The organism is Paenibacillus catalpae, assembly GCF_900112695.1.
GTDB lineage: Bacteria > Bacillota > Bacilli > Paenibacillales > Paenibacillaceae > Pristimantibacillus > Pristimantibacillus catalpae.
Genome location: NZ_FOMT01000003.1, coordinates 531,967 through 557,487, shown reverse-complemented (window position 1 = coordinate 557,487; position 25,521 = coordinate 531,967). Strand labels below are relative to the sequence as shown.

General features: G+C 46.3%; 20 protein-coding genes. 3 read left to right on the top strand and 17 right to left on the bottom strand.

Annotated features, from left to right (window positions below):
• Positions 1-122 precede the first annotated feature (122 nt).
• The 6 genes from BM200_RS16090 to BM200_RS16065 all read right to left on the bottom strand — a co-directional run bounded on the left by BM200_RS16090 (position 123) and on the right by BM200_RS16065 (position 9,918).
• Positions 123-935, bottom strand: a complete 813-nt coding sequence (locus BM200_RS16090) for a carbohydrate ABC transporter permease (RefSeq protein ID WP_091187327.1) — start codon at positions 933-935, stop codon at positions 123-125.
• Complete coding sequence (locus BM200_RS16085; RefSeq protein WP_091187325.1) at positions 932-1,861, bottom strand: carbohydrate ABC transporter permease; 930 nt, start codon at positions 1,859-1,861, stop codon at positions 932-934. Before BM200_RS16085 ends, BM200_RS16090 begins: the two co-directional genes overlap by 4 nt.
• Before the next feature lie 74 nt (positions 1,862-1,935).
• On the bottom strand, positions 1,936-3,291 hold the full coding sequence (locus BM200_RS16080; RefSeq protein WP_091187324.1) for an ABC transporter substrate-binding protein: 1,356 nt from the start codon (positions 3,289-3,291) through the stop codon (positions 1,936-1,938).
• Between the two features lie 143 nt (positions 3,292-3,434).
• Complete coding sequence (locus BM200_RS16075; protein ID WP_091187322.1) at positions 3,435-5,162, bottom strand: cache domain-containing sensor histidine kinase; 1,728 nt, start codon at positions 5,160-5,162, stop codon at positions 3,435-3,437.
• Positions 5,163-5,165: 3 nt separating this feature from the next.
• Positions 5,166-6,695: a response regulator transcription factor gene (locus BM200_RS16070; protein ID WP_175532892.1), complete on the bottom strand. Its 1,530-nt coding sequence runs from the start codon at positions 6,693-6,695 to the stop codon at positions 5,166-5,168.
• Between the two features lie 121 nt (positions 6,696-6,816).
• Positions 6,817-9,918, bottom strand: coding sequence for a glycoside hydrolase family 2 TIM barrel-domain containing protein (locus BM200_RS16065; RefSeq protein ID WP_091187319.1), 3,102 nt, complete (start codon positions 9,916-9,918; stop codon positions 6,817-6,819).
• A gap of 141 nt (positions 9,919-10,059) precedes the next feature.
• Here BM200_RS16065 and BM200_RS16060 point away from each other — a divergent pair, with 141 nt between their 5' ends.
• Positions 10,060-10,899, top strand: coding sequence for a helix-turn-helix domain-containing protein (locus tag BM200_RS16060; RefSeq protein ID WP_091187317.1), 840 nt, complete (start codon positions 10,060-10,062; stop codon positions 10,897-10,899).
• A gap of 133 nt (positions 10,900-11,032) precedes the next feature.
• Here BM200_RS16060 and BM200_RS16055 read toward each other — a convergent pair whose 3' ends face one another.
• Positions 11,033-11,512 (bottom strand): beta-galactosidase trimerization domain-containing protein, encoded by a 480-nt coding sequence (locus BM200_RS16055; RefSeq protein WP_175532891.1) that lies wholly within the window; start codon positions 11,510-11,512, stop codon positions 11,033-11,035.
• Positions 11,513-11,889: 377 nt separating this feature from the next.
• On the opposite strand from BM200_RS16055, the gene BM200_RS16050 reads away from it, so the two are divergent.
• Positions 11,890-12,426, top strand: a complete 537-nt coding sequence (locus BM200_RS16050; protein ID WP_091187314.1) for a TetR/AcrR family transcriptional regulator — start codon at positions 11,890-11,892, stop codon at positions 12,424-12,426.
• Positions 12,427-12,431: 5 nt separating this feature from the next.
• Here the strand turns inward: BM200_RS16050 and BM200_RS30400 are convergent, their stop codons facing one another.
• The 8 genes from BM200_RS30400 to BM200_RS16015 form a co-directional block, all read right to left on the bottom strand.
• Entirely contained in the window at positions 12,432-13,172 is a 741-nt protein-coding gene (locus BM200_RS30400; protein ID WP_245773047.1) for a 3'-5' exonuclease, read from the bottom strand.
• Positions 13,173-13,383: 211 nt separating this feature from the next.
• A complete protein-coding gene (locus tag BM200_RS30395) occupies positions 13,384-14,184 on the bottom strand; it encodes a UvrD-helicase domain-containing protein (RefSeq protein WP_245773046.1) in 801 nt (266 codons plus the stop codon).
• Positions 14,185-14,201: 17 nt separating this feature from the next.
• Positions 14,202-16,007: a cache domain-containing sensor histidine kinase gene (locus tag BM200_RS16040; RefSeq protein ID WP_245773045.1), complete on the bottom strand. Its 1,806-nt coding sequence runs from the start codon at positions 16,005-16,007 to the stop codon at positions 14,202-14,204.
• A gap of 21 nt (positions 16,008-16,028) precedes the next feature.
• Entirely contained in the window at positions 16,029-17,453 is a 1,425-nt protein-coding gene (locus tag BM200_RS16035; RefSeq protein ID WP_091187310.1) for a response regulator transcription factor, read from the bottom strand.
• Between the two features lie 140 nt (positions 17,454-17,593).
• On the bottom strand, positions 17,594-19,183 hold the full coding sequence (locus BM200_RS16030) for an extracellular solute-binding protein (protein WP_091187307.1): 1,590 nt from the start codon (positions 19,181-19,183) through the stop codon (positions 17,594-17,596).
• Between the two features lie 116 nt (positions 19,184-19,299).
• Entirely contained in the window at positions 19,300-20,172 is an 873-nt protein-coding gene (locus tag BM200_RS16025; RefSeq protein ID WP_425434573.1) for a carbohydrate ABC transporter permease, read from the bottom strand.
• Between the two features lie 11 nt (positions 20,173-20,183).
• Positions 20,184-21,134 (bottom strand): ABC transporter permease, encoded by a 951-nt coding sequence (locus BM200_RS16020; protein ID WP_245773044.1) that lies wholly within the window; start codon positions 21,132-21,134, stop codon positions 20,184-20,186.
• Positions 21,135-21,279: 145 nt separating this feature from the next.
• The gene (locus tag BM200_RS16015) at positions 21,280-21,912 is read right to left on the bottom strand and encodes a helix-turn-helix domain-containing protein (RefSeq protein WP_091187306.1); all 633 of its coding nucleotides are present in this window, start codon (positions 21,910-21,912) and stop codon (positions 21,280-21,282) included.
• Positions 21,913-22,071: 159 nt separating this feature from the next.
• On the opposite strand from BM200_RS16015, the gene BM200_RS16010 reads away from it, so the two are divergent.
• Positions 22,072-22,689 (top strand): NAD(P)H-dependent oxidoreductase, encoded by a 618-nt coding sequence (locus BM200_RS16010; RefSeq protein ID WP_091187304.1) that lies wholly within the window; start codon positions 22,072-22,074, stop codon positions 22,687-22,689.
• A 73-nt stretch (positions 22,690-22,762) separates the two neighbouring features.
• On the opposite strand, the gene BM200_RS16005 is transcribed toward BM200_RS16010, so the two are convergent.
• Both BM200_RS16005 and BM200_RS16000 read right to left on the bottom strand, forming a co-directional pair.
• Positions 22,763-23,797, bottom strand: coding sequence for a glycoside hydrolase family 88/105 protein (locus BM200_RS16005; protein WP_245773043.1), 1,035 nt, complete (start codon positions 23,795-23,797; stop codon positions 22,763-22,765).
• Between the two features lie 67 nt (positions 23,798-23,864).
• Complete coding sequence (locus tag BM200_RS16000) at positions 23,865-25,520, bottom strand: type 2 periplasmic-binding domain-containing protein (RefSeq protein ID WP_091187924.1); 1,656 nt, start codon at positions 25,518-25,520, stop codon at positions 23,865-23,867.
• Position 25,521: the final 1 nt, after the last annotated feature.

The window sequence follows — 25,521 nt, the reverse complement described above, 5'->3', positions numbered from 1 at the left end:
TAATGCTCGAGCTTAACGGTGCGGTGAAAAAACAAATCAGCATTGCCGAATTAATTCTCATGGCAACGCTGATTTGTTTTTATTTTTAACTTTGCTACATATCCTTCACGGTCGCACTTGAATCAACCTTTGACCGCACCGCCCGTCAATCCTTGAACCAATGTCTTGGAGCCGAACAAAAACAAAACGATCAACGGCAATGTGCCTAAGGTCAGCCCTAGAATACTTGCTGAATAATCAGTACGAAACACCGTGGATAAATTTGCAATTCCGAGCGGCATCGTATATAAATCCGGCTTGTTAATTGTGACTAATGGAAGCAAGTAGTTATTCCATGATCCAAGGAATGAAATCAGTCCAAGTGTGCTGATTGCCGGCAAAAGGAACGGAACGACGATGCGGACGAACAGCCCGGGTTCCGAGCAACCGTCGATCCGGGCACTCTCAACGACTTCAGCTGGCACTGACGAGCGGGCAAATTGCGTCATAAAGAAGACGCCAAACGCATTGTTAAGACCAGCCAAAATGAGAGGTGCGTGAGTATTGTTAAGATGGAACCACTTCATCTCCATGACATACGCGATTAATCCGAGTTGCCCCGGGATCATCATCGTCAGGAGTATAAACCCATACAAATATTTCTTTCCCGCAAATTCGTATTTTCCGAAAGCAAACCCCGTTATCGCCGCTACTCCCACCGTCACGAACGTAAACAGAACCGCTACATAGAAACTGTTCCAATAATTATGAAGGATATTCGCCGACAAAATTGTTTTCATATTCTCAACGAAGTAACCAGATGGAAGGAGCGGAAGTTTCTTGAACAGATCCTCAGAATAATAGGTTCCCATGACGATCATCAAGTAAAAAGGAAATAAAAAAAGAAGGGAGATAAAACTCAGAGACAACACCGTTAACCATTTGCCTGCTCTCATTGTTCCTCCCCCCTTCTATTCATCCATTTCATTCCAAAAACTGAGAATAGAGCAATAAAGAGAAATGTCGAATAAGCGATTGCCGCGCCTTTTCCGTATTTGAATGCACTTCCGTTAAATGATGCATCGAACATATACCAGATCGGTGTGAAGGCAGAACCTTCGGGGCCTCCGACCATGCTGCTTCCAGACGCCCATCCGCTGAACAGCAGCATTGGTTCCTCGACCAGCTGCAGCCCGCTGATAATCGATGTTATGATGAGAAACATGTTTATAGGCTTTAGTAATGGCATTGTAATCCGGAAAAAAACATCCTTGGAAGATGCCCCGTCAATAACGGCCGCTTCATATATGGAAGCCTCTATTCCTGCCATGCCTGCAGTATAGAACATAACAAAGTAACCAAGGTTCTTCCAAAAGATCATCAAAATGACGATCCACCTGGCCGAATCTGGGGAACCAAGCCAGTTGATCTTTGAATCTATCCAACCCATTTCGGTTAGAAGATTATTAATAAAACCACCTTGCCAATCAAAAAGCAATGAAAAGATGATGCCAACCGCAACCGGCGTTGTCATATAAGCGCTGAAGAAGCTAAGACGAAAAATAGTCTTGCGTCGAATCAGCCTGCTTTCGATCAAACTGGCGATTAACATTCCGAATAGAACAAGGGCTGGCAAATAGCCTGCAAGAAACAGAAATACATTAAGCATGGACTTCCAGAAAAACGAGTCATGCAGGAAGAGCTGCTTAAAATTATCGAGCCCGATAAAATGGCGGTTTCCATATAGATCCCAATCGGTCAGGCTGATATACAGCGTAAATAGAATTGGAAATAAACTTAGTACGCCGTATGACAAGAAATAAGGGGTTATGAACAGATACGGCCACTTGTTTTTACCTTTAAGCGCGCTAGTCTTACTCATTTTAAGTCACTTCCTATCCAAGGAAGGGGCTGCCGGTTTTTCCGGCCTCCCCACTTTCCATATTCTAATAACCGCTAATCAAAAGTGAGTTCAGGATGGTTTTTCTTGAGCTGCTCCTCCCATTTCGCCAGAGCCTTGTCGGCATTAAAGCTTTGGTCCTGCGACATGACTTGCAAAACAAGCTCGGACGAACTGTAGATATCCTGGTCATACTTGGTGACCGGCTTGGACTTGATGCTTGGGAACACTTCATCTACCCAGAATTTGCCAAGATCTTGTCCGCCGAAGAACGAATCCTCGCCAGATGACAATTTGGAAGTGTCACTGAAGAAAGATTTAAGAGGGAGGATATAGTTGGATACTTCGAAATTCGCCTGCGCCCCTTCGTCCGAACCGAGCAACCAGTTGAGATATATCCATGCGGCGTCTTTGTTTTTGCTGTCCTTCCAAATGCCGATCGTCGTCCCGCCGTACGGATACCCGCCTCCTGGAGGCACCATTAATCCCCAGCGTCCGTCGCTGCTTTTATCGTTAGGCTTGATGACGAATTGCGGAGACCAGTTGGCCGCGGGGTAGAAAATCACGTTGTCCTGCGAGTAGGATGAATTCCAGGTCGGGGACCACATCCAGAGCTTGCCGTCGTTCTGATTGTCCCTCACGGATTGGAGCTTTGTGAACAAATTCAGCATTTCTCCTGTATTCACGCTTGTGCCGTCCACGATCGGAACGGTTCCTTGGTTGGATAATACCGTGTACGCGTCCATCAAGCTACCAAACATGAAGGTCTTGCCACCGCTTTGTTCGTACACTTCCTTACCCTTTGCGATAAAAGAATCCCAGTCTGCAAACATTCCGGCTAATTGGCTCGGATCGTCCGTCCCAAAGTACTGCTTGGCCAAATCGCGCTTATAAGCCAGTGCACCAGGGGAGCCTGATTGCTCCAGGCCGACAAGATTGCCCTTGCTGTCCGACAGTAACGGAAGCTCAAAGTCCAGCAATTTGGATTTATCGAAATTATACGGTTCGGCTGTGAGGCTCTGCAGAATATTTAATTCGTAAAGAGCACCGCGAAACGCTGATTCCGCCCAGACGATATCCGGCAACTCCGAGCCCGAGGCCATTGAGGTTTGAATTTTCTTCAAGTAATCCGCTGCCGAGACCTCGACAAAGTTCAGTTTGATATTTGGATATTTCTCATTGAACTTCTGCGCCGTGCCTTCGAACCAGGCCTTGTCCCAACCCCAAACGGTCAGCTTGGCGGAGATGGACTCCGGATCGGTCGAGCCATTCGCGCTTGCAGAAGCATTTGCGGAACTTCCTGCGTTGTCGCCAGAGCTGTTGCCGCCGTTCGAGCCACAGCCTGCCAGCACGAGTATGATCGTCATGCATAGTAATGCCATCGACATTTTGTTACGCCAAAATTTAAGCACCTTGCTATTCCCCCTATTAGTCTAATGATACAGTCGAATCCCCTTTTAGCACGGCATCCTCTGCTCTATTGGTACTATATCCCGAGCGTTCCGATGCAACAACGAGACGATCCGATAGTTTTGTTCAAAAAACGATAGCCGTTTCAATCTGAAGGTCCCGAAGCCGGAAGCTCGATGGTAATAACCGTCCCTTGGCCTTCTCGGGACTGAACGGTCATTCGCCCCGCTTCACCGTACAAATAATCGATACGTTCGCGAATATTGCGCAGCCCGATGCGTCTCATGCCTCCGCTTGGCCTTCTGGTTGATGGCAGTGAGCCCTCCTCAACCGCTCTGGCGATCTCCGTCGCCATCCCACATCCGTTATCCCTCACCTTGATTTGAATCCGCTCCCCAAGCAAGCGAACGGATATCCGAATTAAGCCTTGGGACTCCTTCTCCGCAAATCCGTGAAAAATCGCATTTTCCACTAGCGGTTGGATAAGGCTTTTGGGAATCCGAATTGGCTTTGCCTGCTCCTCGGTCTCCCACTCGAGCCGAAACCTCTCCGTATAACGGTATCTTTGGATCCTAACATAATGATCGATCAGTTCAATCTCCTGCTCCACCGCTACATACTGGCCTGTCTCTCCGATATGGACGGCATCCTGCAAAATTCCGATAAACGACTCGACCATTTCTTCGATAGCTTCGCGATTACCCTTACGAGCCAAATACACGACGGTATTGAGTGTATTGTAAATAAAATGAGGATTGATCTGCGCAAACAACAGCTCGGCTGACATCTTGCGGTTCCTGCGTTCCTGCTCTTCCCGCTCGGCCATCTGGCGCCGAAGACTTCCGATCATCGTCTGAAAGCCACTGCCAAGTACCGAGAGCTCGTCGTTGCTGCGAAAGGTCAGACTAACCTGTAAATTGCCCATCGACACCTGCTTCATCGCTTTGGACATTTGCGAAATCGGCCTGACAATGCTGGAGATAATCGGAAGGAACATGACGAAACACAGCGCTACGCACAGCGCCACAAACACGGCCCAGTATTTAATGATGTCGCCGAGCCATTCATAGAATCGGTCCTTGGAGGTAAAGGTGACCACCGACCATTCGGTCTTGTCCAGCCGTCCGGTAAGTTGATAAGCGTTATCTTGCTGCTTTACGATGAGCCTTCCCTCTTCTTCAGCCGACGGAAGCGGAGGAGTAGTGTCCGCCCACCCATGGTTGTACATGACGGAACCGCGAGGCCCGACCCAGGCAACCTTGTCGAAAGAGAGCGATAAATAATCGAATAGATCCGAGAAGGCCGAATAATCGATATTTAGCAAAAGCATACCGCCATATTCCGGATCGAAGCGGATAAAGAAGGTGACAACTTTCTTCGGACCTTGATCCTGTATAAAGTGGGGGGCGGTGAACCCGCTCTTGACCGAATTGGCCGTCGCGTCTGTGAACCAGTCCTCGAGCAGAAGCTGCTCAAAGTAGGGATCCAGATATAGGGCGGACCAGAACACTCGACCGTCCGATCGAACAATGGCCGAGCTCTGCAAATAATCGCGCAGCACGTTAAATTTCGTCAATTGAGTCACGACATCCCGGTAGGCGCTCAGTTCATCGTAAACCGACGGGTATTCTGTCTTCGAAGCAAATTTAAGCAGCAGCTCATCATTTACCATGTTGGCCGCATACTTCTGGACGTCATCAATGAGCTGATTGAGCTGATTGTTTGTCTGCTCCAAATGAATCGTATCTTCCTTAAGTGCCTGTGCCTCCAGAATGGAGGAGAAGCTTTCATAAGCGAGGATGCTGATTGCTGTTAGCGATAATGTGACGATAAGGATAACGCTTCCTAATATCTTGTTCTTAATCTTCCGCACCGTTCACTCCTCACCTTCCTTTAATGCGTAATCCTTAGGCTGCATCCCGGTCACTCGGCGGAAGACTTGACTAAAGTACTGGCTGGTCTTATACCCTACTTTCTCCGAGACTTCATAGACCTTTAACTCTTCTTTTCTTAACAGCTTCTTCGCCATCTCGATCCGGTAATCTGTCGTAAAGTCGAGCAAGGATTGTCCGGTCTCCCTCTTGAAGGTCGTTCGCAAATGAATGCTGCTGATCTGCAAGCTGCCGGCCACCTTCTCCAACGACAATTCCGGATCGTCGTAATGCTCCCGCACGTATTCCATCGCTTTCGACACCCAGCGGGAATAGTTTTGTGAATTCTCCATTCTATTTTTCACCCGGCCTTCCGCAATGCGATACAACGAAGCTGCGATTTGTTCTGCGTTCGAACCAAGGGCAGGCACGATCTCGCGGGGATCAGCATCCTTTTGCCACTCGGCATGGGCCAAGCGAATCATCGTATGAAGAGAACCCATGCGGCAATGTTCAATGATTTTTTTCAAATATTTTTTTAACGAGATCTTCTCCGTTGCATACCCCGTCCAAATGTCAGTTGCTTCTGCCAATAACCGCTCTTCCTCACGCGGAACTTGTTCCAGAAGACAAAGTGAGCGGGGAGGCAAAAAAAACGTATAGTCATACTGTTCTCGCAGCTTCGCCTGCAACGCGGGAAGAACCTCTTTGTCCGCGCAGGAGGCCATCATGATAACAGGCGCTTTTCCATTGTCTCTCATAAACGCGTCCAGCAGACTCGCCGCCACCTTCTGCAGAATACGATGCAGGAGAAGGATGCTGTTCGGAACAGACAGCTTTAATAACACCGTATAACCGCCGTTCATAACTTCGACAATCGCCGTTTCCACGACTTCATCGTTCCGTGAGCGAATCACCTGCTCCACTTCAGTTCTCTGATTAACACCAGGCCAGGGCATTCCTCGGCGAGAACCATCCAGCAGAAGCTCCGTGTCCCATTCGAAGTAAAGCAGCCCGAACGTTCCGGTATTTTGATCAAGGATTGGAATACGGACCTCCTGCCTATCGATCCTTGAAATTTCATCCTTCGGGAGACTCCCTGCGAGGAAACTCTTTAACGCTTCCCGCTGGCCTCTCGCACGTTGATCCGTTTCAGCTTCAATCTCTTTTCTGAGGAAAAGCAATTGCTCGAGCAGACGATTTCGGCTGATTTCATGCTTCAGCAAATAATGGACAGCCCTCATCTCGATCGCTTGCCTCGCATAATCAAAGTCCCGATATGCAGTCAGAAAAATCAATCTGGTTGCCGGTTCTAATTGCTGAATAATTCTTCCAAGTTCGAGTCCGTCCATTGGAGACATCGAGATATCCGTAATAACAATCTGCGGCCGATGCTGCTCGAAAAGCTTTAAGGCCGTCCTTCCGCTTGTCGTGCGTGCGGCGACTTCGAAGCCATACTCCTCCCACGGTACCAGTTCATAAACATTCTCTAAGGCCAACGGTTCATCGTCGACCAGCAAAACTTTAATCGGCATCTTTTTCATCCCCGTTCAAGTGCTGCATTGCAAATAGCAAAAAGCCTGATAAATCGAAAAAGCCGCCAGCTTGCGGCTGACGGCGGTTAACTTCTATTCTTCGCTTTCGGGGCTCTACAATTTAATCCACGATCTCTAAAGTAATCTTGTATACATAGATGCCCTTTTCGATTTTATATTCATCGTGAATATTTTTGGTCCATCCAGTATCTCCACCAAGACCTGCATGTTTGTAATCGATTTGAAGGAAAACAGAATCGGATGTGCCAAGCTCGTCCTCATAGGCGGCATTGTCATACTGTCCGATGCTGTACTGATGGATGTCAAAATGGAAGTGACCCGCCGAGGTAACTTTTACCTTGCGGTCATCCGCCGACACATACAAATAACGGACATCTTCCTTGCCCCCGCACTCAACCGGCACGATGTAGGGAACATGCTGTTCTTCAACAGAGCTTTCATAGATACCGACGAAGGCAGCCGTTTTACGGTCCGCATAGTTCTCCCATGGCCCGCGGCCATACCATTTGATACTTTTCCAGGCAGCAGGGAAGGTAAAGCTCAGACCGATTCTCGGTAAGGTATCGACATTGGCGTTATTCACGACAGTGTTAGTAATTTCAATGCCTTTTCCGCCAATCGCATACTCCGTTTGTGTTTCAATGCATCCATGATACAGAGCATGAACCTGAATATTGACGGAAGCAAGCGCCGCATATACCCGGATACGCTTGATCTCTTTCTGATCGGAGTCCAGCCCGAGGCTTCTCCAATCATCTGCATAGTTTAGCGTCTCACCAGGCACACCTGCGTCTATCCCCGTTGGCGGCCGATAGAAATTGTTCGCTCCGCCCGTAAAGTAGTCTTGATTATTGTATCTGACAGAAATGAACTCTGCCGTTTCTTTCGAGAAGACCACGTTCGTATTTTCATTATAGATATGAATTCGATCCGCAGCTTCTTCATATACCAGGCTCCCGCTTTGAATATCCCCGGTATGTATTTTATATACGGAATCTTTCAACTCGACCTGGCATGCATAGATACAGATTCCCTTATTTGCATAATAGGTATCCTCGTTCAGATAAGCATAAAAATTCAGGAACGCTTCCCCGGAGACCTTGGTTGGATCGTATGGTGCCTGAAGTCTTTCGATAGCTCCGGCCGGCGTGTGTAATCGGGGTAATGTACCGTTTTCCACAACCTTCCCGTCGCAAACAAGTTCCCAACCGATGTCCAGGTGGCTTAAGTCCCGATGCGTATAATGATTATAAATTCGATAACTTTTATTACCGGGAACATCATAAGGCCGTTCAAAATAATCGATCTGGACGGGAGCTTGTACATTTTTAATTTCATAGGCAGCCGGTTTCAGCGTTAAATCCGGAAATACAATGCCGTTCAGGCACATATCGGGCGCGGAATCAATAATCTCTTCCTGGAAGGCGCCGCCATAAACATATTTTTTGTTCCCAGATTCATCATGCAAGGCAAGCGCTTTATCCTGGAAATCCCAAATGAAGCCGCCCTGAAACCGCGGGAATTTATAAATAAGGTCCCAGAATTCCTTGAAATTCCCGTTGCTGTTGCTTTTCGCGTACGCATATTCACACATAATAAACGGCCGCAAGTCATCGCTGCTCGTCATGCAATCCACGATCCAATCCTTCTGAGGATACATGGGCGCCATGATATCGGAAATATTGGCCGGAGGATTCAAGGACTCATACTGAACATATCTTGTTTTATCATATTCCTTCATCCACCCGTACATGGCAGCATGGTTCGCTCCGTAACCGGACTCATTTCCCAAGGACCACAGAATGATCGAGGGATGATTTTTATCTCTTAGCACCATCCGTGCTGCACGTTCCATATAAGCATGCGTCCATTCGGGAGATGCGCTGAGCTGGCCGCCGATGCCATGGGTCTCAATATTGGCCTCATCCACAACATATATGCCCAGTTCATCACAAAGGTCGTACCATTCGACGGCATGCGGATAGTGACTCGTTCTTACCGCATTGATATTTAGCGATTTCATGATCTTGATCTGCTCACTCATATACTCCGTCGACACCACGCGCCCCGTTTCGGGACAGAATGCATGAAGGTTGGTTCCGCGAATGATGAGACGTTTGCCGTTAATTTTCAATATCCCGGTGTTATCGATGCTGATTTCTCGGAAGCCGACATTTGCACTCTCGATGTCAACGACATTTCCGTCAGGGTCAATCATTTCCAATACCAATTTATAGAGGTAAGGAATTTCGTCGCTCCACAATTGGGGACTCTTAATGGTTTGTTTGACTTTTGCCACATAGTTGTCTTGCAGGTAGGATCTGAAATCCGCAAACTTCGGCGTCTCAAATTGCGTAACCAATTTTCGAGCGTGATCATAAAGAGACAGTCGCACGTAAGCTTCCCCATAACAGCTTGCTTGATTATTAGGATAAACCGTCACGGCTAATTCGGCATTGTCATAATCACCCGGGAAAAGCGTTTCGATTTTATAATCATGAATTCGCATTCGCGGTTTTGCATAAATCAGAACATCTCTGAAAATACCCGATAGATGCCAGTAGTCCTGATCCTCCAGATAAGAACCGGCTCCGAATCGCATCACCTGAACGGCCAAATGGTTCTGCCCCGCTTGGATGTAATCGGTAATATCAAAAGAAGCGTTAAGCTTGCTGTCCTGCGAATAACCGACGAACTTCCCGTTTAACCACAGATAAAAGCAGGATTCTACACCGGCAAAATCGATAAACAAATCTCTGCCGTTAAAATGTTCAGGAATTTCGAACGATAGGACATAACATCCGGTGAGGTTATCCTCCGGAACATAAGGCGGATTCAAAACAAATTCATCTTGCTTCAGTTGAATTTCGTGATGAGAGTCCGCCCCCTTCCGCGCAAAGGGATACTTAATATTAGTGTATATAGGTTTCCCGTATCCGAACAACTCCCAGTTGGAAGGAACAGGGATATCATCCCATTTGGACACGTCATATGCAGGATGATAAAACTCATCAGTTACTACATCCGGAGATGAAAACGTTTTAAATTTCCAAGTGCCGTTTAAGCATTTTACGTATTTTGACGCTCTCCGGTCGCCGCTTAGCGCCTGTTCCACGGTTTCGTATATTCCATACGGTTCATGCATGGGATGACGGTTCTTGTGTGCGACATGCGGATTCTCCCAGTCTCTGTTCAGCTTCATACGTTTCGAATAACCTCCTCATTAATTGTCTTAATTGGTTGTACTATAAAAATCGATACCCTTATAATATAAGGACAAGTCATCATATAAAATGTTAGGTCTGGTATTTCATTTATCCATTTTGGTAGGTGCAGCGACGATATGAATTTCGATCATATAAAGGAAAACGATGTCGTATACCGGTGTATCGGAGACGATTTCGACCAGGGCATTTTGTCATGCGGCTTTATGAGAAAAAGAACGGCGGAGCGTTCCCAATATGACTTCAAGATCGGATATTACAGCTGTTTATTGGTCCTGCAAGGCAACGGACGATTTATCTCAAAGAACGGTACCGTTATTCCGATGAAAGCGGGAGATCTGGTACAGCGTTTGCCCGATCGTTTGCACTCCACCGAAATCGAGCCGAATGGGGAATGGATCGAGTTTTATATCAGCATAGGTTATCCTGTCTACCATTACCTCAAAACGCTCGGCATTATAAATTCCGACCAAGAGGTGCAACAGACGCGGCATACAGGCGATGTTTTGAATGATTTTGCCGCCCTGCTGAACACCCTTAAAGGCGCCGTGGATGAAAGTCTCCCCTATTTGCTGATGAGAGCTCAAGAGCTCATTATCCGTTTGCACGGCAGCGTACATCATACTCAGAGAGAGCACAATGATCACAAAATTTCGAAGGCCTGCCAACTGATCGGTGGCGCCAATGATATCCATTACGATATTAAGGAAGCCGCAGCAGCCGTAAATATGGGCTATGAGAATTTCAGGAAGCTATTTAAAGCTACGACCGGAGTTTCTCCTCAGCGGTACCACATTGAACATTTAATGAAACAGGCCAAAATGATGCTCCTCTCCGGACTCCCCATCAAACACGTAGCCGTTAGTCTTGGTTATGGGGATATTTATTCCTTTACCAAGCAATTTACGAAATCGGAAGGCATGCCTCCAGGACGTTATATCGGGAACCGCCATAGATAAGCAAGCAACTAAGGCATCGAACGAGATACAGTTTCCGAAGATGCTCGCCCAATTCGTACAATAAACAATCAGAACGGGAAGCGAAATCGTTCCTTCGCTTCCCGTTCCATTTCTCTATTCCGGCTATTACTGGTTATTTGCTGCTTTCTTGGAGACTAGTAAATTCGCCGCCAAGAGAAACAATCTGCCGTTTCCGCGTAAGGTTCATAATAAACATGTAACGTGCGGTACCTTTACTCCGCACAGAAACTTGCACGCCTTCCGGAAGATCGGGAAGACGGTTTACCCCGGCCTCGTCAATGGCCTCCCGGAAAAGCTCCAGATAGAAGCTCTCCTCGGCAATCGTGCCCAAATAATAAACTTTTCCTTTGCCGAGCTCGCGTACCGTAGCCGCCGCTTTGCCGGCAAAGAAGTCGTCTTCGTACCAGGCCATCGTCTCCGCGCCTGCCGGCTCAAGAATATCGCACCACTGGCTGCACGAATACGTTTGACCGCTTTTCGTCCTGATCGCGTGAATATCGTTCCCGACTGGATCGTATTCCGCGACGGTCGTTCCCGCAACACCGGCCAAAGGACCGGGCAGCGGCCTTATCCAGCATGCGTTTATCCGCAAATTTCGAGAGTCACAAGGGATCACGCCGGATCAATTCCGGAAACTGCGAAGTAATGAATATACCATTGGAACTTAGGTCAACCAGAGACTAATGGTTGGCCTTTTCTTTTGGTCGGCAACAAGAAACTAAGCTGGTTTTTTCTCTTTTTATGCTATAATCCGCTTACGAAGTACGTTTAATTCATGACCAAGAATGTACTTGGTCAAATGAACTAAACGCTTTAGGATTACGCTTACGAAGTACGTTTAATTCATGACCAAGAATGTACTTGGTCAAATGAACTAAACGTTTTAGGATTACGCTTACGAAGTACGTTTAATTCATGACCAAGAATGTACTTGGTCAAATGAACTAAACGTTTTAGGAGTTGAAACGGATGATTACAACGAAAGAAAACATGTGTGAAGTAGCCGTAAGCATGTTCAAAGAGCTTGGCTTCGAGCAAGTCAGCATCAACATGATTTGCAATCAGCTCAAAGTAACGCGAGGTTCCTTTTACCATCACTTTACTAGTAAAAACGAATTGCTATTATTTTGGTTTTCCACCCAGGTTACCAATATCTCCTTGGATCTAAGCTTAATTTCCCCCAAGCAAATCCTTAAGAAACATACGCTGGATTACGCAGCTATCCTTCATCAAGTCGGTCACGACTTTATGTATCACATCCTTATGGCTGACTTTGAGCTTGACGGCGAGCATTTTCACACCTATTTGAATGCGGAGGGCCAATCCATAGACTTGATCCGTAAAGCGATTGAAAGGAAGGAAATTCATTCCACGGAGCCTGCGAAAAAGCTTTTTGATGCCTATACCGCAGCCATGATCGGAGCTATCGTAATGTGGAAATTCGATAACGGTCAGTTTGATATTGTTAGCAAAATTGAGTCAATCTTCGATACGATCTTCAATTAACTTTTCTACGAAATAAACGGGCAGGATGCTCCATGAAAGGTCAATGCCAACGCATGCATCGCTCTCGAGCAAGCAATATATAGCAAGCTTCTATCCAGTTCTGAGTTGTAATTAGACTCGCTTACAAAAGGAACGATGACATGGTCGAATTCCAGCCCTTTTGCCATATGGGAAGAAGTTATTATAATACCTTCCTGAAACCTTTCGCTGCTGAAAGTAAGCAGATGGATCATCCCGTGAGATTGGCTTAATTCCTCATAGAGCTGTGTCGCCTGAGCCTGCGTCTTGCAAATGATCCCTAACGTGCGGTTGCCGGACTCCTCGAATTGCTTAATCCGTTCGTTAATTTGCACAAGCTCTTCAGCATGATCAGAAGCTTGCATGATCCGCGGCTGATCGCCATGCCGTTCTATCGGAATGATCTTGCTATTGGGATTAATCCTCTGAATGAAATGAATAATCTCGTAGGTTGACCGGTAACTCTTGAGCAGCTCTACCGTGTCTGCTCCGGGAAATACCTGCTTAATCACAGAGATGGATGAGGAGGAGTAAGGATTAACCGATTGCGAGCTGTCGCCAAGAATTGTTTTTTTGCATTTGAACAATAAGGAGATAACCGCATATTGAACCGCCGTATAATCCTGCATTTCATCCACGAGCAGGTGCTTGACTGCTTCATATCTTGTTGAGCCCTCAAGCCGGATTTTCAAATAGACAAGCGGAAAAACGTCGGAGAATTCCACCATTCTCCTGCTCTTGAACCGGAACAACTCCGGCCTTCCAAGGTAATCGTAGAAGTCCCGTTATATGGTAAGGAGTTTATTCGTTTTTACCATCTTCTTAACTGCTGTTTTGATCTTGTTTGACGTCGATTTCGCTGCTTTATCACCACTGCTGTCCCTTGCTCCCGCGGCGATCAATACTGCCGTTCTATCTATCCGTTGCTTGAATGGCAGGTTACTGGCCCGCTTCGTAGGCATTTGCTATTTGCTGTTTGGTCAGATGTACATCGGCAATGTACAGATCTGTCGGGCAAAAATAGTTTTCCTCAACCTCGTTCACAAACCGGTCCATTTCCGTTACAAACGCCATGTTAGCCTTAAACCGTATACGCTCAATTAAATCAGGTTCCGGGGAAACAGCCAGCTCGGATACCTGCTCGTCGAATGTCTGGAAGGTGCATACAGAGGCGAGCTCGCTGGCTGCAATGGCGTCGAATCCGATTTCGGCTATCTGTTCTTCGCCGAGCTCAGGAAGGACATTCGAGATATAATCGGAGAACACTTTGTTTGGCGAGAGAATCAGCATATTATCGGGAGTTAGCAGCCCCTTGTGCCTGTATAGCAGAAAGGCAATTCGGTGCAGCGCTACCGACGTTTTGCCCGATCCCGCTACGCCTTGAATAAGAAGCTCATAAGAAGATTCATTACGAATGATCTCGTTTTGTTCCTTTTGAATTGTCGCAACGATATTCTTCATCTTCTCATCCGAGGTTTGGCTAAGCTCCTTTTGCAGCACCTCGTCATTAATGTTGATGGAACTCTCTATCATATAGTCCATGACGCCCTGCTTGATCCGGTACTGTCTCTTTAATTCAATATCCCCTTCAATCTCTCCCTCAGGTGCAATATAACGGGCACTCCCGACATTGTAATCATAAAATAAACCGGCAACCGGGGAGCGCCAATCGTAAATATCGCAGGCTGGCAAAATGGCATCAGTATGACGCCATGAGAAAGGCCTGAATGCTTGCGGCATTCAGGCCTTCGTCGTTTCTATTTCAGCGCCGGGATTTTAACGGTTACAGCAGTCCCGTACCCCATTCGGCTAACGATTTCTACCACCCCGTAGCCTTCTCCAAACAGCAGCTTTATTCGGTTGTTTATATTCGATAGACCAATGCTTTTCCCTGACCCTCTATCCGGATCTTCCGTATCCAGCTTTGCTTTTATGTGCCCGAGCTTCTCCTCTTCCATCCCTCTTCCCGAGTCCGTTATAGTAAAGCATATGTCTCCTTTGGCATCAATATAGCCGGTAACCTTAAGCTGTCCGCCTGCATCAACTCTCTCAAGGCCATGATAAACCGCGTTCTCCACAATAGGCTGCAAAATCATTTTGGGTGTTTGCAGGTCGAGCAGCTTCTCATCTATCCGCACTTCCATGGCAAACTTGTTTTCATATCGAATAGAGATAATATTCAAATAGGCCTTAATGCATTCGATTTCCTCGCTGATCCGTACCAGTTCATCCTCTTTCACGCTGTATCGGAAAATTTTAGACATGCACGAGGTGATCTGGGCAATTTCCTTGCTGCCGTATTCCAGCCCGATGCTGCTAATGCAATTTAAAGTATTGTAGAGGAAATGCGGATTGATTTGACTCTGCAGGGCAGAAAATTCCGCCTGCTTCTTGTTAAGCTCCGATTCGTACAATCTTGCTTGTGTATGGATAACATGACTGGACATATCCTCCATCTTGTCGATCATGCGATTAATATCATAAGCCAATACCCCAACTTCATTCGTTGAGCGGACCTTTACTCTGAAGCCGGCCTCCCGCTTGCCGATTTTCCTCATATCCGCTACAAGACCCATAACCGGCCGCGTCAAATTATTCAGAAAAAAATATCCCAGAATAAAGAGGCTCAAAATGATTCCGATTCCGGCAATAATACTGTTGTTCTTAATAGGGTTCATGTCGGATGTCAATTCATGGACCGGAATAATGCTGACGATACTCCACCCGTCCGCCTGCTCCAGACCTTTTTGCTGAACGATAACCTTCTCCCCGTTAATCCTCGTTTTCACCCCGCTTGTCAAGCTCTCCCGGTCTGCGGACAGGATGTCTTCGAATAAAACGCCGCGGAAGCTTGCCTGGTTGGAAGCTATTACTTCGTTACTGCTGTTCAGAATATACAAGGTGGAATGCGGCGTAAGCTCCGTATTTTCAATCAACTCCTGCAGCTTTCCGGTATTGACCATAATGGAACAAAAACCGGTTCTTTTGGAAAAATGAACGCCGCCTATCGATTCGATAATAGGTACCACGTAAAAGAAATATTCATTTCCGGTTTTCTCGTCCTTTAATAAATCCGTAAACCTTCCCTTTTTTAACGCCTCGCTGTCGTTTTTGTATTTGTTGATAAAGTCGTGATACTGATTCAAGAAAAAGATATCGCCGGTTTTCGTATCGATGCTGTAAACTTTTCTTCCTGCATTATCATTAATGACTATTCCGTTTACATAGGAATTAAAGGATCTCATATATTCCATCAAATCGATGACGTAATTGCCTATATCAATATCTCTCGTGTAATCATCTTCAGCCGTTGTAAATTCCTGAATCTTTCTATTGTCCACGGCTATGTTGGTGCTGATTTTTATATCGTTGAACACCGAATCGATCTTTTGGCGCGTCTGCTCAATGATTTTGTTTCCGTAATTGGCAGCCCTTGTCTGGGTCAGATTATAAAAGCTGAAATAGAAATAAGCCTCCATAAAGGTAAAGATGATGACCGAAAATAACACGATAAGGAAGATCTGATGCTTGAGCTTCAGTTTGCTGATCTTCAAGCCGCCCACTCCGATTCGTTAATTTAAAAATCAGCATTTTCTGTACTTGGCGGGAGTTATTCCGCATTGCTTCTTGAATACTTTATTGAAATAATAATAATCACTAATTCCTACCTTTAATGCCACTTCCTCAACTGACATTGCCGTATGTTTCAACAGCTCGCAGGCTTTGTTTATTCGCAATTCCGTAACATACTCCGAGAAGGTTTTCCCCAAATTTTTCTTGAAAAGCTGGCAGCAATACACCTGATTAAGAAAAAACTTTGCAGATAAATCTTTAAGATACAACTTGGTTGAATAATGATTATCGATATATTTCACCATCTGGGTAAAATAGGAGCTGATATCGCCTTCACTTACGGATTGACGGTCCAACTGCCTGATATAGAGAAGGACATCATATAAAAAACTGCATAAGGATTCAAAGTTTTCAAAGCGCTCCTTGAGCTCGGAATAATTAAGGAAGCCCAGCTCCATGTCTTTCAACTCTTCGTAGAAGGAAGCCAACAACACGCTGACCACCTGATTCCATAAATAAACAACCTCCCCCATTCCTGCGTTATTTTTGCTAAAGTCGTTTTTAAGCCTCCCCATGGTATCTTCCAATGCTTCGAACTGTTTCTCCTGAATAATAACGGATATGCTGTCTATAAAAGGCTTGACTATATTCAGCTTTTGTTCGTATTCGAACAGGCCCTTTTCATCCTCATTCAAAAAAACCTTGGATGCTGCCAGATCGGATTCTTTGATCAGCTTCGCAAAATCCTTGTAATGATTTGAGATACTGCTGATTCCTGCTGCTTTAATATCTGATCCCGTAAAATTAAGCTCTTTCAAATTCGTGATTTGGCCACTTTTTAGTATGTATAGCGTTTTCCTTGATCCCAGCTCTATTTCCAAGGTATGTTCAACATCAAACCTCTTTTTGCTGCTGATATTATCACGATTAGAATAAAGGATCAGCGCGCGATAATAGTCATTCTCCGAGAAACAGTCAAAGAAACGGGTTAAACGGCTCAATTCATTTTTGTCCGCCGATATTAATGCCTCCAGGATAAGGTTATTTTGATTGCCTCTCTTGTTAGCAAAATGAACAGCCAGCTTTTTTATTAAAGAATCCGCCAGCTCAATATCGATAGGCTTTAAGAAATAATCAAGCGCCCCGTATCTTATAGCTTCCTGCGCATAGGCAAATTCGGCAAAACCGCTTACAACAACAAAATCGGCATCCTTGCCCTTTTCTCTGGTCATTCTCATTAGCTCCAGCCCGGAAATTTCAGGCATTCTAATGTCTGTAACGATCAAATCGGGACTTTCCTCGCATATAAACTCAAATGCCTTATGAACGCTCGTGAACTGACCCGTGATTTCAAATCCGTGTTTACTCCAATCAAAGGCATTTCTTATTCCCTTAATCGCCCATGGCTCATCATCTACAATAATGACACTATACATAAGTACCTCCCAATAGGTTCTTCTCGTCATAATCGCGGGAATTCCAGTAACCAGGCACGAATCATAGCTATTCATTTCATATAGACAAAGGCCTATGGACCCTTAAGTCCATAGGCTTGTCAGCAAGCTAACCCATTATATCACTTCTTGTTTGCCTGCATCGCTTCGTAAATTTTCATATTCTCTTCCATAACAGCCTTGCCGCCTGCTGCCATATATTCGTCAACAAGCTTGTCGTACAAGCTGTCGAATTCCGAAGGCTTGCATACAATCAGCTTATCCGTCATTTGCTTGTTCATATCCCCAAGCGTCTTGCCGAACTTGATGTTGGCTTCATTTGGCGTATCGTAGAAGAAGGCGGTGTAACCGTCCGTCGTATTAATTTTGTAAGATTGCACCGCGGTCTCTTCTAATCCGGAATACGAAGCGGAAAGCGCCTTAATGTTCTTCTCTTGATCTCCTAGCTCAACGCCGTTTACCACCAGGGTATAGTCGAGATTTTGGGGGCTGGTTTGCATATTGTCGCCGGTTTGCGCAATAACCTGCGGGATTCCGTCAACCATTTTGTGGTTAACTCCCTCCTCCCCGTATTGCAGGAAAAATAACACGTCGGGGTTCGCCATCCAGTTTAAGTATTTGATTGCCAGCTCTGCATTTTTACTGGACTTCGGAATAAAGACATTGACGCCATTTTCGTTGTACACCATTTTTTTGTATTTGCCTTCATCGTTTTTAAACGTATCGATCGGAACAAAGTTGGCTTCAGGCACATTGGCTTTAAGCGGCTCGCTTATGTTCTGTCTGAACGCGTAATCCCAGTTTGCGCTGAAAAAACCGACTTTGCCGTTTGTGACATCTGCGTCCGCCTGCTTTGCGGTTTTGTCCAGCGCAAAATCCGGGCTGATCAGCTTTTCGTTGTACAGCTTGTTGAGGAATTTCAGCGATTCCTTGTTTCCGGGCTTTAACCAATTCGGAGAGGTTACGAATTCCTCCTCCGACTGCTCACCCCAGAAAGACTCGGCCAAATTGCCGGTGCCGTAATTCATGCCGGTCGCCGCCAATCCCCAAGGAATAACGCCGTCTACGCCTCCGGGATTTTGATCTCTGAACGCAACGAGAGTATTATACAATTCATCCCTGTTTGTCGGGACAGGCAGTCCTAATTTATCCAGCCAATCCTTCCGGATAAAACTGCCGATCCAAGCCAGCGAGGTTCGTTTTGCGGGGATCGCCATCTGTTTTCCGTTGAATTGCCCGTAAGTAAGAACGGTCTCACCCAGATAATTTTTCAGATCCTGGCCGTACTTCTCAAGCAGATCGTCCAATGGCATAATCCCGTTAATCTTTGCGTACCGGGATACGGTTGCGCTGTCATAAGTAAAGGAAATATCCGGCGCTTCGTCCGCTGCCATCATGACGTTCAGCTTATCAATCTCCTGCGATCTCGGAACCGTAACAAATTTCACGACTGCATTATTCGCCTTGCCGAAATTTTCATTAATATACCTTGTCCAGGTATTATTGTTCAAATCGGGCTGTCCCTGTATACCTCTGTCAAATACTTCTACCGTAAGAGTAACCGGAGTGCCTGAAGTGCCTTTGGTCTCTGTTGAATCGGACGATGCTTCGGTCGGCTGGTTCCCTTTATTATTGTTATCGCCGCCGCACCCTGCCAATCCGCTGGCTAACAAAGTAAGAACGGGCAATAACACCAACATTTTTTTGTTCATGTTTTCAACCTCACTTTTTCTTAGTCGTCGTCTTTATGAAATCATACTTGGCCCCAATAATTGTTCATAACATTCCGGCAATCAGGCAACGATCACCACCTTTCCATTCGATTGCCTTATCCCTTAATAGCCCCCGTCATCACGCCGTCAACAAAATATTTCTGAAGCTTTGGATAGACCAGCAAGATCGGTACGGTAGCAAACATGACGCTTGCGGCCTTCAAGGATTCCGGAACGATAAACGCCCCCATGCTTCCTTCGCCTTGCTGCGAATCCAGCTGCTGGTTGGCGGTAATAATCTGATACAGCTTTAATTGCATCGGATATAGGTTCTTGTCTGTGATATAAAACAGCGCATCCTGGAAGCCGTTCCATCTGTCAACCGCGTAAAAGAGGCTTAATGTGGCTATTGAAGGCATGGATAACGGAAGAACAACCTTGACAAGAATGCCCCATTCATTACAACCGTCAATGGCTGCCGCTTCTTCCAGGCTCTCCGGAAGAGACGAGAAGAAGGTTTTGAGTATGATCATATTAAAAACACTCAATGCGCCAGGCAAAATCAGACTGCTCATCGTGTTCATCATGTCCAGGTTTTTCACCAGGATATAGCTCGGAATCAGTCCTCCGCTGAAATACATGGTGAACACCATCGCGGTTAACATAAAATTTCTGCCCATCAATCTTTTCTTCGTAAGCGGATAGGCTGCGCATATGGTTAAGAACATGCAGCACGCGGTAAACAAAATGGTAAGCACAATGGTATAACCAAGGGTATAAATCATGTCGTTATCGCTCAAGATCGTTTTATAGGTTTCAAGCGTAAATTCTACCGGCCAAAGCGAAACCTTCTGTGATATTATCGCATTATTCGAACTGAAAGAAAGCGCTATCATATATAAGAACGGAACAAGACAGGTTAATGAAACCACCGTTATGAATAAAACAATCAGCATGTCTACGAGATTCGTTTTTGATCTGCTCAACAAACTCACGCCCTTTACCAAATTCCTTGCTCGCCGATTTTTTTGGCAATGTAATTGGCCGATAGTAGAAATATCAGTCCAACAACCGATTGGAACAATCCGACAGCCGTTGCCTGCGAAAAATCGCCGGAGCCGATCCCGATCCGATAGACATAAGTGCTTATTACATCGGAGTAATCGCTGACGAGAGAATTTCCCATTACGAACGGCCGGTCGAACCCGATCGAGACCATTCTTCCGATCTGTAAAATAAGCAGAATGATGATGGTTGGTTTGATGCCCGGCAACGTAATATGCCAGATTTTACGAAGTCTGCTGCTCCCGTCGATGTCTGCCGCCTCGTACAAATCCTTGTTTATCCCGATCATAGCAGCCAAATAAAGAATTGTCCCCCAGCCGGCACTCTGCCATATCCCAACGGCCACATACATGATTAGCCAGTTTGTTTTGTCGGAGAGAAATTCCATTTTGCCAAGACCAATGCCGGACAAGATTGTATTGGCCATGCCGCCCGACGAGAACATCAGGTATACCATGCCTCCGATAATGACCCAGGACAAAAAATGCGGCAGATACAGAACGGTTTGCGTTAATTTTTTAAAGCGCGTAAACCTGAGTTCATTTAACAAAATCGCCAGTATAATAGGTGCCGGGAAGCCTGCAGCCAAATCCAGAAGATTCAGAATAAGCGTGTTTTTTAAAGCGCGGTAAAAGCTGTCCTGCTGAAAGATGAACTGGAATACGTCAAGCCCGACCCACTCGCTTCCGCTGATTCCCTGAAAAATGTTGTAATCCTGGAAGGCCATCAGCACGCCGTAGATTGGCGCATATTTAAAAATCGCGATATACGCCATTGGCAGCAGTAAGAGGGCATATAACAAATAATCTCTTTTTAGGTTTTGAACGATTCGGTTTGTTCTCCTTATTTTGATACGCTGACTATCGCTGCCTAAAACCGCTTTCAATATTATCAATCCCTCTTTCCTTATAAGGTGAGCTCTTGTAAAAAATTATACCTGCTGGAATTTTTAATAAAATGTAATTTATTAAGTGAGGTTTTGTAATAAATTAAAAAAGCACGCCATTAAACGGCGTGCTTTTCTCTTCCAACTAATCAAAGAAAGCGACCTGAATTAACTCCTTCGCCTTCTTTAGCTTGCGGTCGTCTAATTGCTGAAGCAGCGCCAGCATGTCGCTCATGGCGGAGGTCTCCTGGGGCGCTTCTTTACGCTCCTTCGTCTCATCCGCAACCCATGAGGTTTGCGACGTATCCTTCATGCATTGCAACAGAAATTTCATCTGCTCGATGCTATACCTGCCGAGAAATTTCCGGACATTTTGCCCAATTTGAGCGTGTAAATTCTTATGGAGATCATAAATGCTTTGGCCCAAGGGGGTAAGGGAGAACCATACCTCTTTCTTATTGCCTGGCAAATTCTCGCTGTTTATCACCTCTTGTTCAACAAGCCTGCGCGTAAGCTTCGATATGCTGCCTCTTGGAATGCCAAAGTGCTTCGAGATCGCAATCCCGTTAACCGGCTGCATCTCACCAATTGCATCGATCACATGCAGCATAATCGTCGATGTTTCTTTTAGAAATTGAATAGCTTTGGGATCCTTCGTTTGAGCCATCATCCAGCGCTTTTCTTCATCCTCGCCTTCAGATTGAAATTTCTTCTGTATAAGACCTACCTGAACTAGCATTTCGTTCAGGAGGATTTCTTTTTCTGCGGAATGCGTCATTGAATGCTCTCCTTATTCATCATCTGCTTGTAGTATATCAGTGATCGGGCACCAAATAAATATACATAGAAACATTATTGACTTCCAGGAAACAAAATAATATGATTGATTCCAAAGAATCAATATTGATTCACAAAATTCAATCAGAGGTGACCCTTCGTGAATATTGTTATTGTCTTTGATCATCCCTATGGAGCTGCCGCATCCGAAAATATCGTTCATCAAAGAAGCTACTCTGCTGCGTTATTGGCAGCTGCAACACGCGGCTTAACCGCGAATGGCCATCATATCGATCTCATTGATTTACATGCTGACGGCTTTAATCCGGTCACATCGGCAGATGATCTTGCGATGTGGCGGCAGAGAAGAACAAATGACCCGCTTGTCCTCCAGTATCAACAGCGGCTGATCGCAGCTGATCATATCATCTTTATTTTCCCGATCTGGTGGGAAGCAATGCCCGCGCTTACAAAAGGCTTTATCGACAAAGTATTTGTGAAAGGCGTTTTGTTTGATGAAGGAAAGGGAGGCCGTCCCTTTTACAGCCTGATGCCTAAGCTTAAAGGCGTCTCCTTGTTAACCGTTATGAGTACGCCTAATGCCGTGTACAAGTGGATATTTGGCGATCCCGTAACCAAGATTTTATTTCGGGGAACATTCCGTAAAATGGGGATTCGCAAGCTGAAGTGGTATAACTACACCGGTATGGAGCATCGCAGTCTGGAGAAACGCCAGCATGAATTGCATAAGACGGAACGCAGATTTACAAAAATGTAAGTCCGGATAACTCCTGCAACGAGCAAAACCGCAAAGGCGACAGCCCTTGCGGTTCAAATCAATCTTTTTCTGCTTAGACGGCTCTTTTTTCATTCTCGATCACAGCCGTCAGCAGCGCTAGCGCGAGCCCCTGCCCCCAGCCTTGCGCCCACTTCTTATCGATGCCGAGATATCCGTCAATGTCCTTCATCACGGCCGTTCCGCCGGATACATTCAGCACCCTGCCGCTGCTCGCAATGTTGGCAAGTACACCGTCCAATGCTTTCTGCACATACTTGCCATGAAGGGGGTTATTCTGCATGACCATTGCTGCTGCGATACCTGCCGTAGCGGATACTTCGCCGTAAGCCTCCGGATAGTCGAGCACCGTTCCCCAAAGGCCGTCCTCCTTCTGCAGCTTCTTGATGGCCGCAAGCTGATCCCGCAAGGCGCTCCAAATATGCATCATCGGAGGGTACAGATAGCCTTCCGGCACTCCTCTTGCTGCCCGCGACATCGTATAAGCTGCCCATGCATTGGCGCGCGCCCAGTACATGCCGGACATATGATCCTTATTGATATGGTTGTAGCCGTGGTACCATAAGCCGTCCTCTTCATCCTGCAAGTAATTGATATGCCAATAGAATTGATGAAGGGCATCTTCAATCAGATCCTTGCGACCCTGCATAACACCAACCCTCAACAGGAAATACGCCGCCATGAAGAGTGTATCCGCCCAGCATTGCTCAGGGAAATCATTCTTCGCTGATACCGTATGCTGGAGCACCCGGTCTCCGAAGCGGAGCGCCTTATTCTCCAGATAATCCACTTTGCTCATAATAATATCGAGATATTTTTGATCCTGCGTATGTTCATGCAAGGTGAGAAGCATATGCCCCATAGCACAGGTATTCACCGTCCAGCTTGGCAGCCCCGCTTCGATATATTCATCCACCCAGGCAGCCATGCGTTCCAGATAAGCCGTCTCGCCTGTTGCTTCAAACGCCCGGCTCACCCCGTAGAAGGCGACGCCGCCAGGCCAATCCCATGTCAGATCCATCCCGAAGGTGTAATCCACCACTTGTCCCGCGATTTGCTTCAAATCTACAGCAGTTGCATTAAGTTTCAATGTCCCCATGCCTCCCGGAAATCCAAAACCCCCGCTTGCGGCAGGGGCTTGAATGTTGTTCTAGAGATTACTTAAATTGGCCTGCGTCGATTGCTTTTTGTTTCTCATCCAAAATTTCCTGATAGCCGGCATCCAGATACGTCTTCTTCGCTTCCTCATAGACTTTATCGAACTGATCCTCTGGCGCGAGAGCTATCTTCACATAAAGCTCCTGGAAAAGGGAGTTCAGATCGGCTTTGTACTCGTTTACTTTCTCGAGAACAACGCTGAACAGCGCATCCGGAGTACGGAATTCCGCGTACTTCTCAAAGTTGTTCAGCACATCTTCAGCCAGGTACTCATAGCCTGGAGGCGACCAGTTTTGCAAGTAGGCTTTGCGCGTTACTGCCGGATCCGTGTATTGCACAACTTCACTGACGAGTGCGAAATAGTCTTTATTGTTGTTCTGGGACAGTACGGATTCCCCTTTGTAATCCGGATTCTTAACGGCAAGACCGTCTGCATCCAGCGTGTAGTTCTGACCTTCAACGCCGTTCTGGAGGTAGAACAGGTTCTCCGGCTGGCTCATCCATTCTAGGTACATCCATACCGCAGCGCGTTCCTCATCCGTCGATTCATAGTTCATACCCATAATCAAGCCGAATGGCCAATAAGCACGGCCTTGGGGTTTGTTGCCTTCCGGAACTCCAGCCGTACCTGGAAGTACCGCAAATTGCGCATCCGGATTGTTCTTCAGCGTAGCTGTCAGCACGTCGGTATTGCTGGCGAGATAGAAGCCGTACGTGCCTGTCTTGCCTGCAACAAATTCCGCTTTCGTCTTCGCATCGTCATTGCGCAGATAGAATTCTTTATCGATCAGACCATGATTGTATTGGTAGTTCAGGTTCTTCAGGTATTTCTCTGTTTCCTTCGTAGTCAGGTCCGCTACACCAAGATCGGAATACAGCGCGCGGTATTTCGGATCAATCGGCCAGTCACGGAAGGCATAGTTGAAGGTATAGTTGTTCTGCAAGAGGGATGCGCCGGCAATACCAAGTCCAGCCGCCTTCCATTTCTCCAGCATTTCGTTATATTTCTCAAGGGAGGTCAGATCCTCTACTTTCATGCCAACCTTTTCAACCCAGTCTTTGCGGATCAGCGTGGTGAAGTTATCGACTGCCGGACGCTGTGCAAAGAAGAATACATTTTTGCCGTCTACGATACCGTACTGCTTGATCGTCTCGCTCATATTTTTCCAGTACGTTGGAGCATAGTTCGCGATTTCATCATAGTCCAGCTCCTGCATAACGTCCTCGCCGTAATAAGCAAGTGCTTGAGGCATGTCATAGTGGAAAATGATGTCCGGAGCCTTGTGCGAAGCAAGCAGCTGCTCATAGTCCGTTACTTCGCTGTTTCTTGTAATCGGCACGAATTTGACGTCGATGTTGTACTTATCGCCAAATTCCTTCTGAATCCAGCGCGTATAGTAGTTGTCGGTTACGTTCCAGCCTTCGAAAGCGCGTTCATAAACCGGAATTTGAAGAGTGACTTTCTCTGGAAAACCTTTCGAATAATCGGGATATTTGCCCTCGGCCGCGTCGCTTGGCGCGTTGCTGGCCGTATTGCTTGCGGATGGAGAAGGTTCAGTAGAACTGTTTGCGTTCCCGTTGTTATTACCCGTGCAGCCCGCCATGAGACCAGCTGCCACGAATAGAGCCAATACCGTGGACGTAAATTTTCTCATT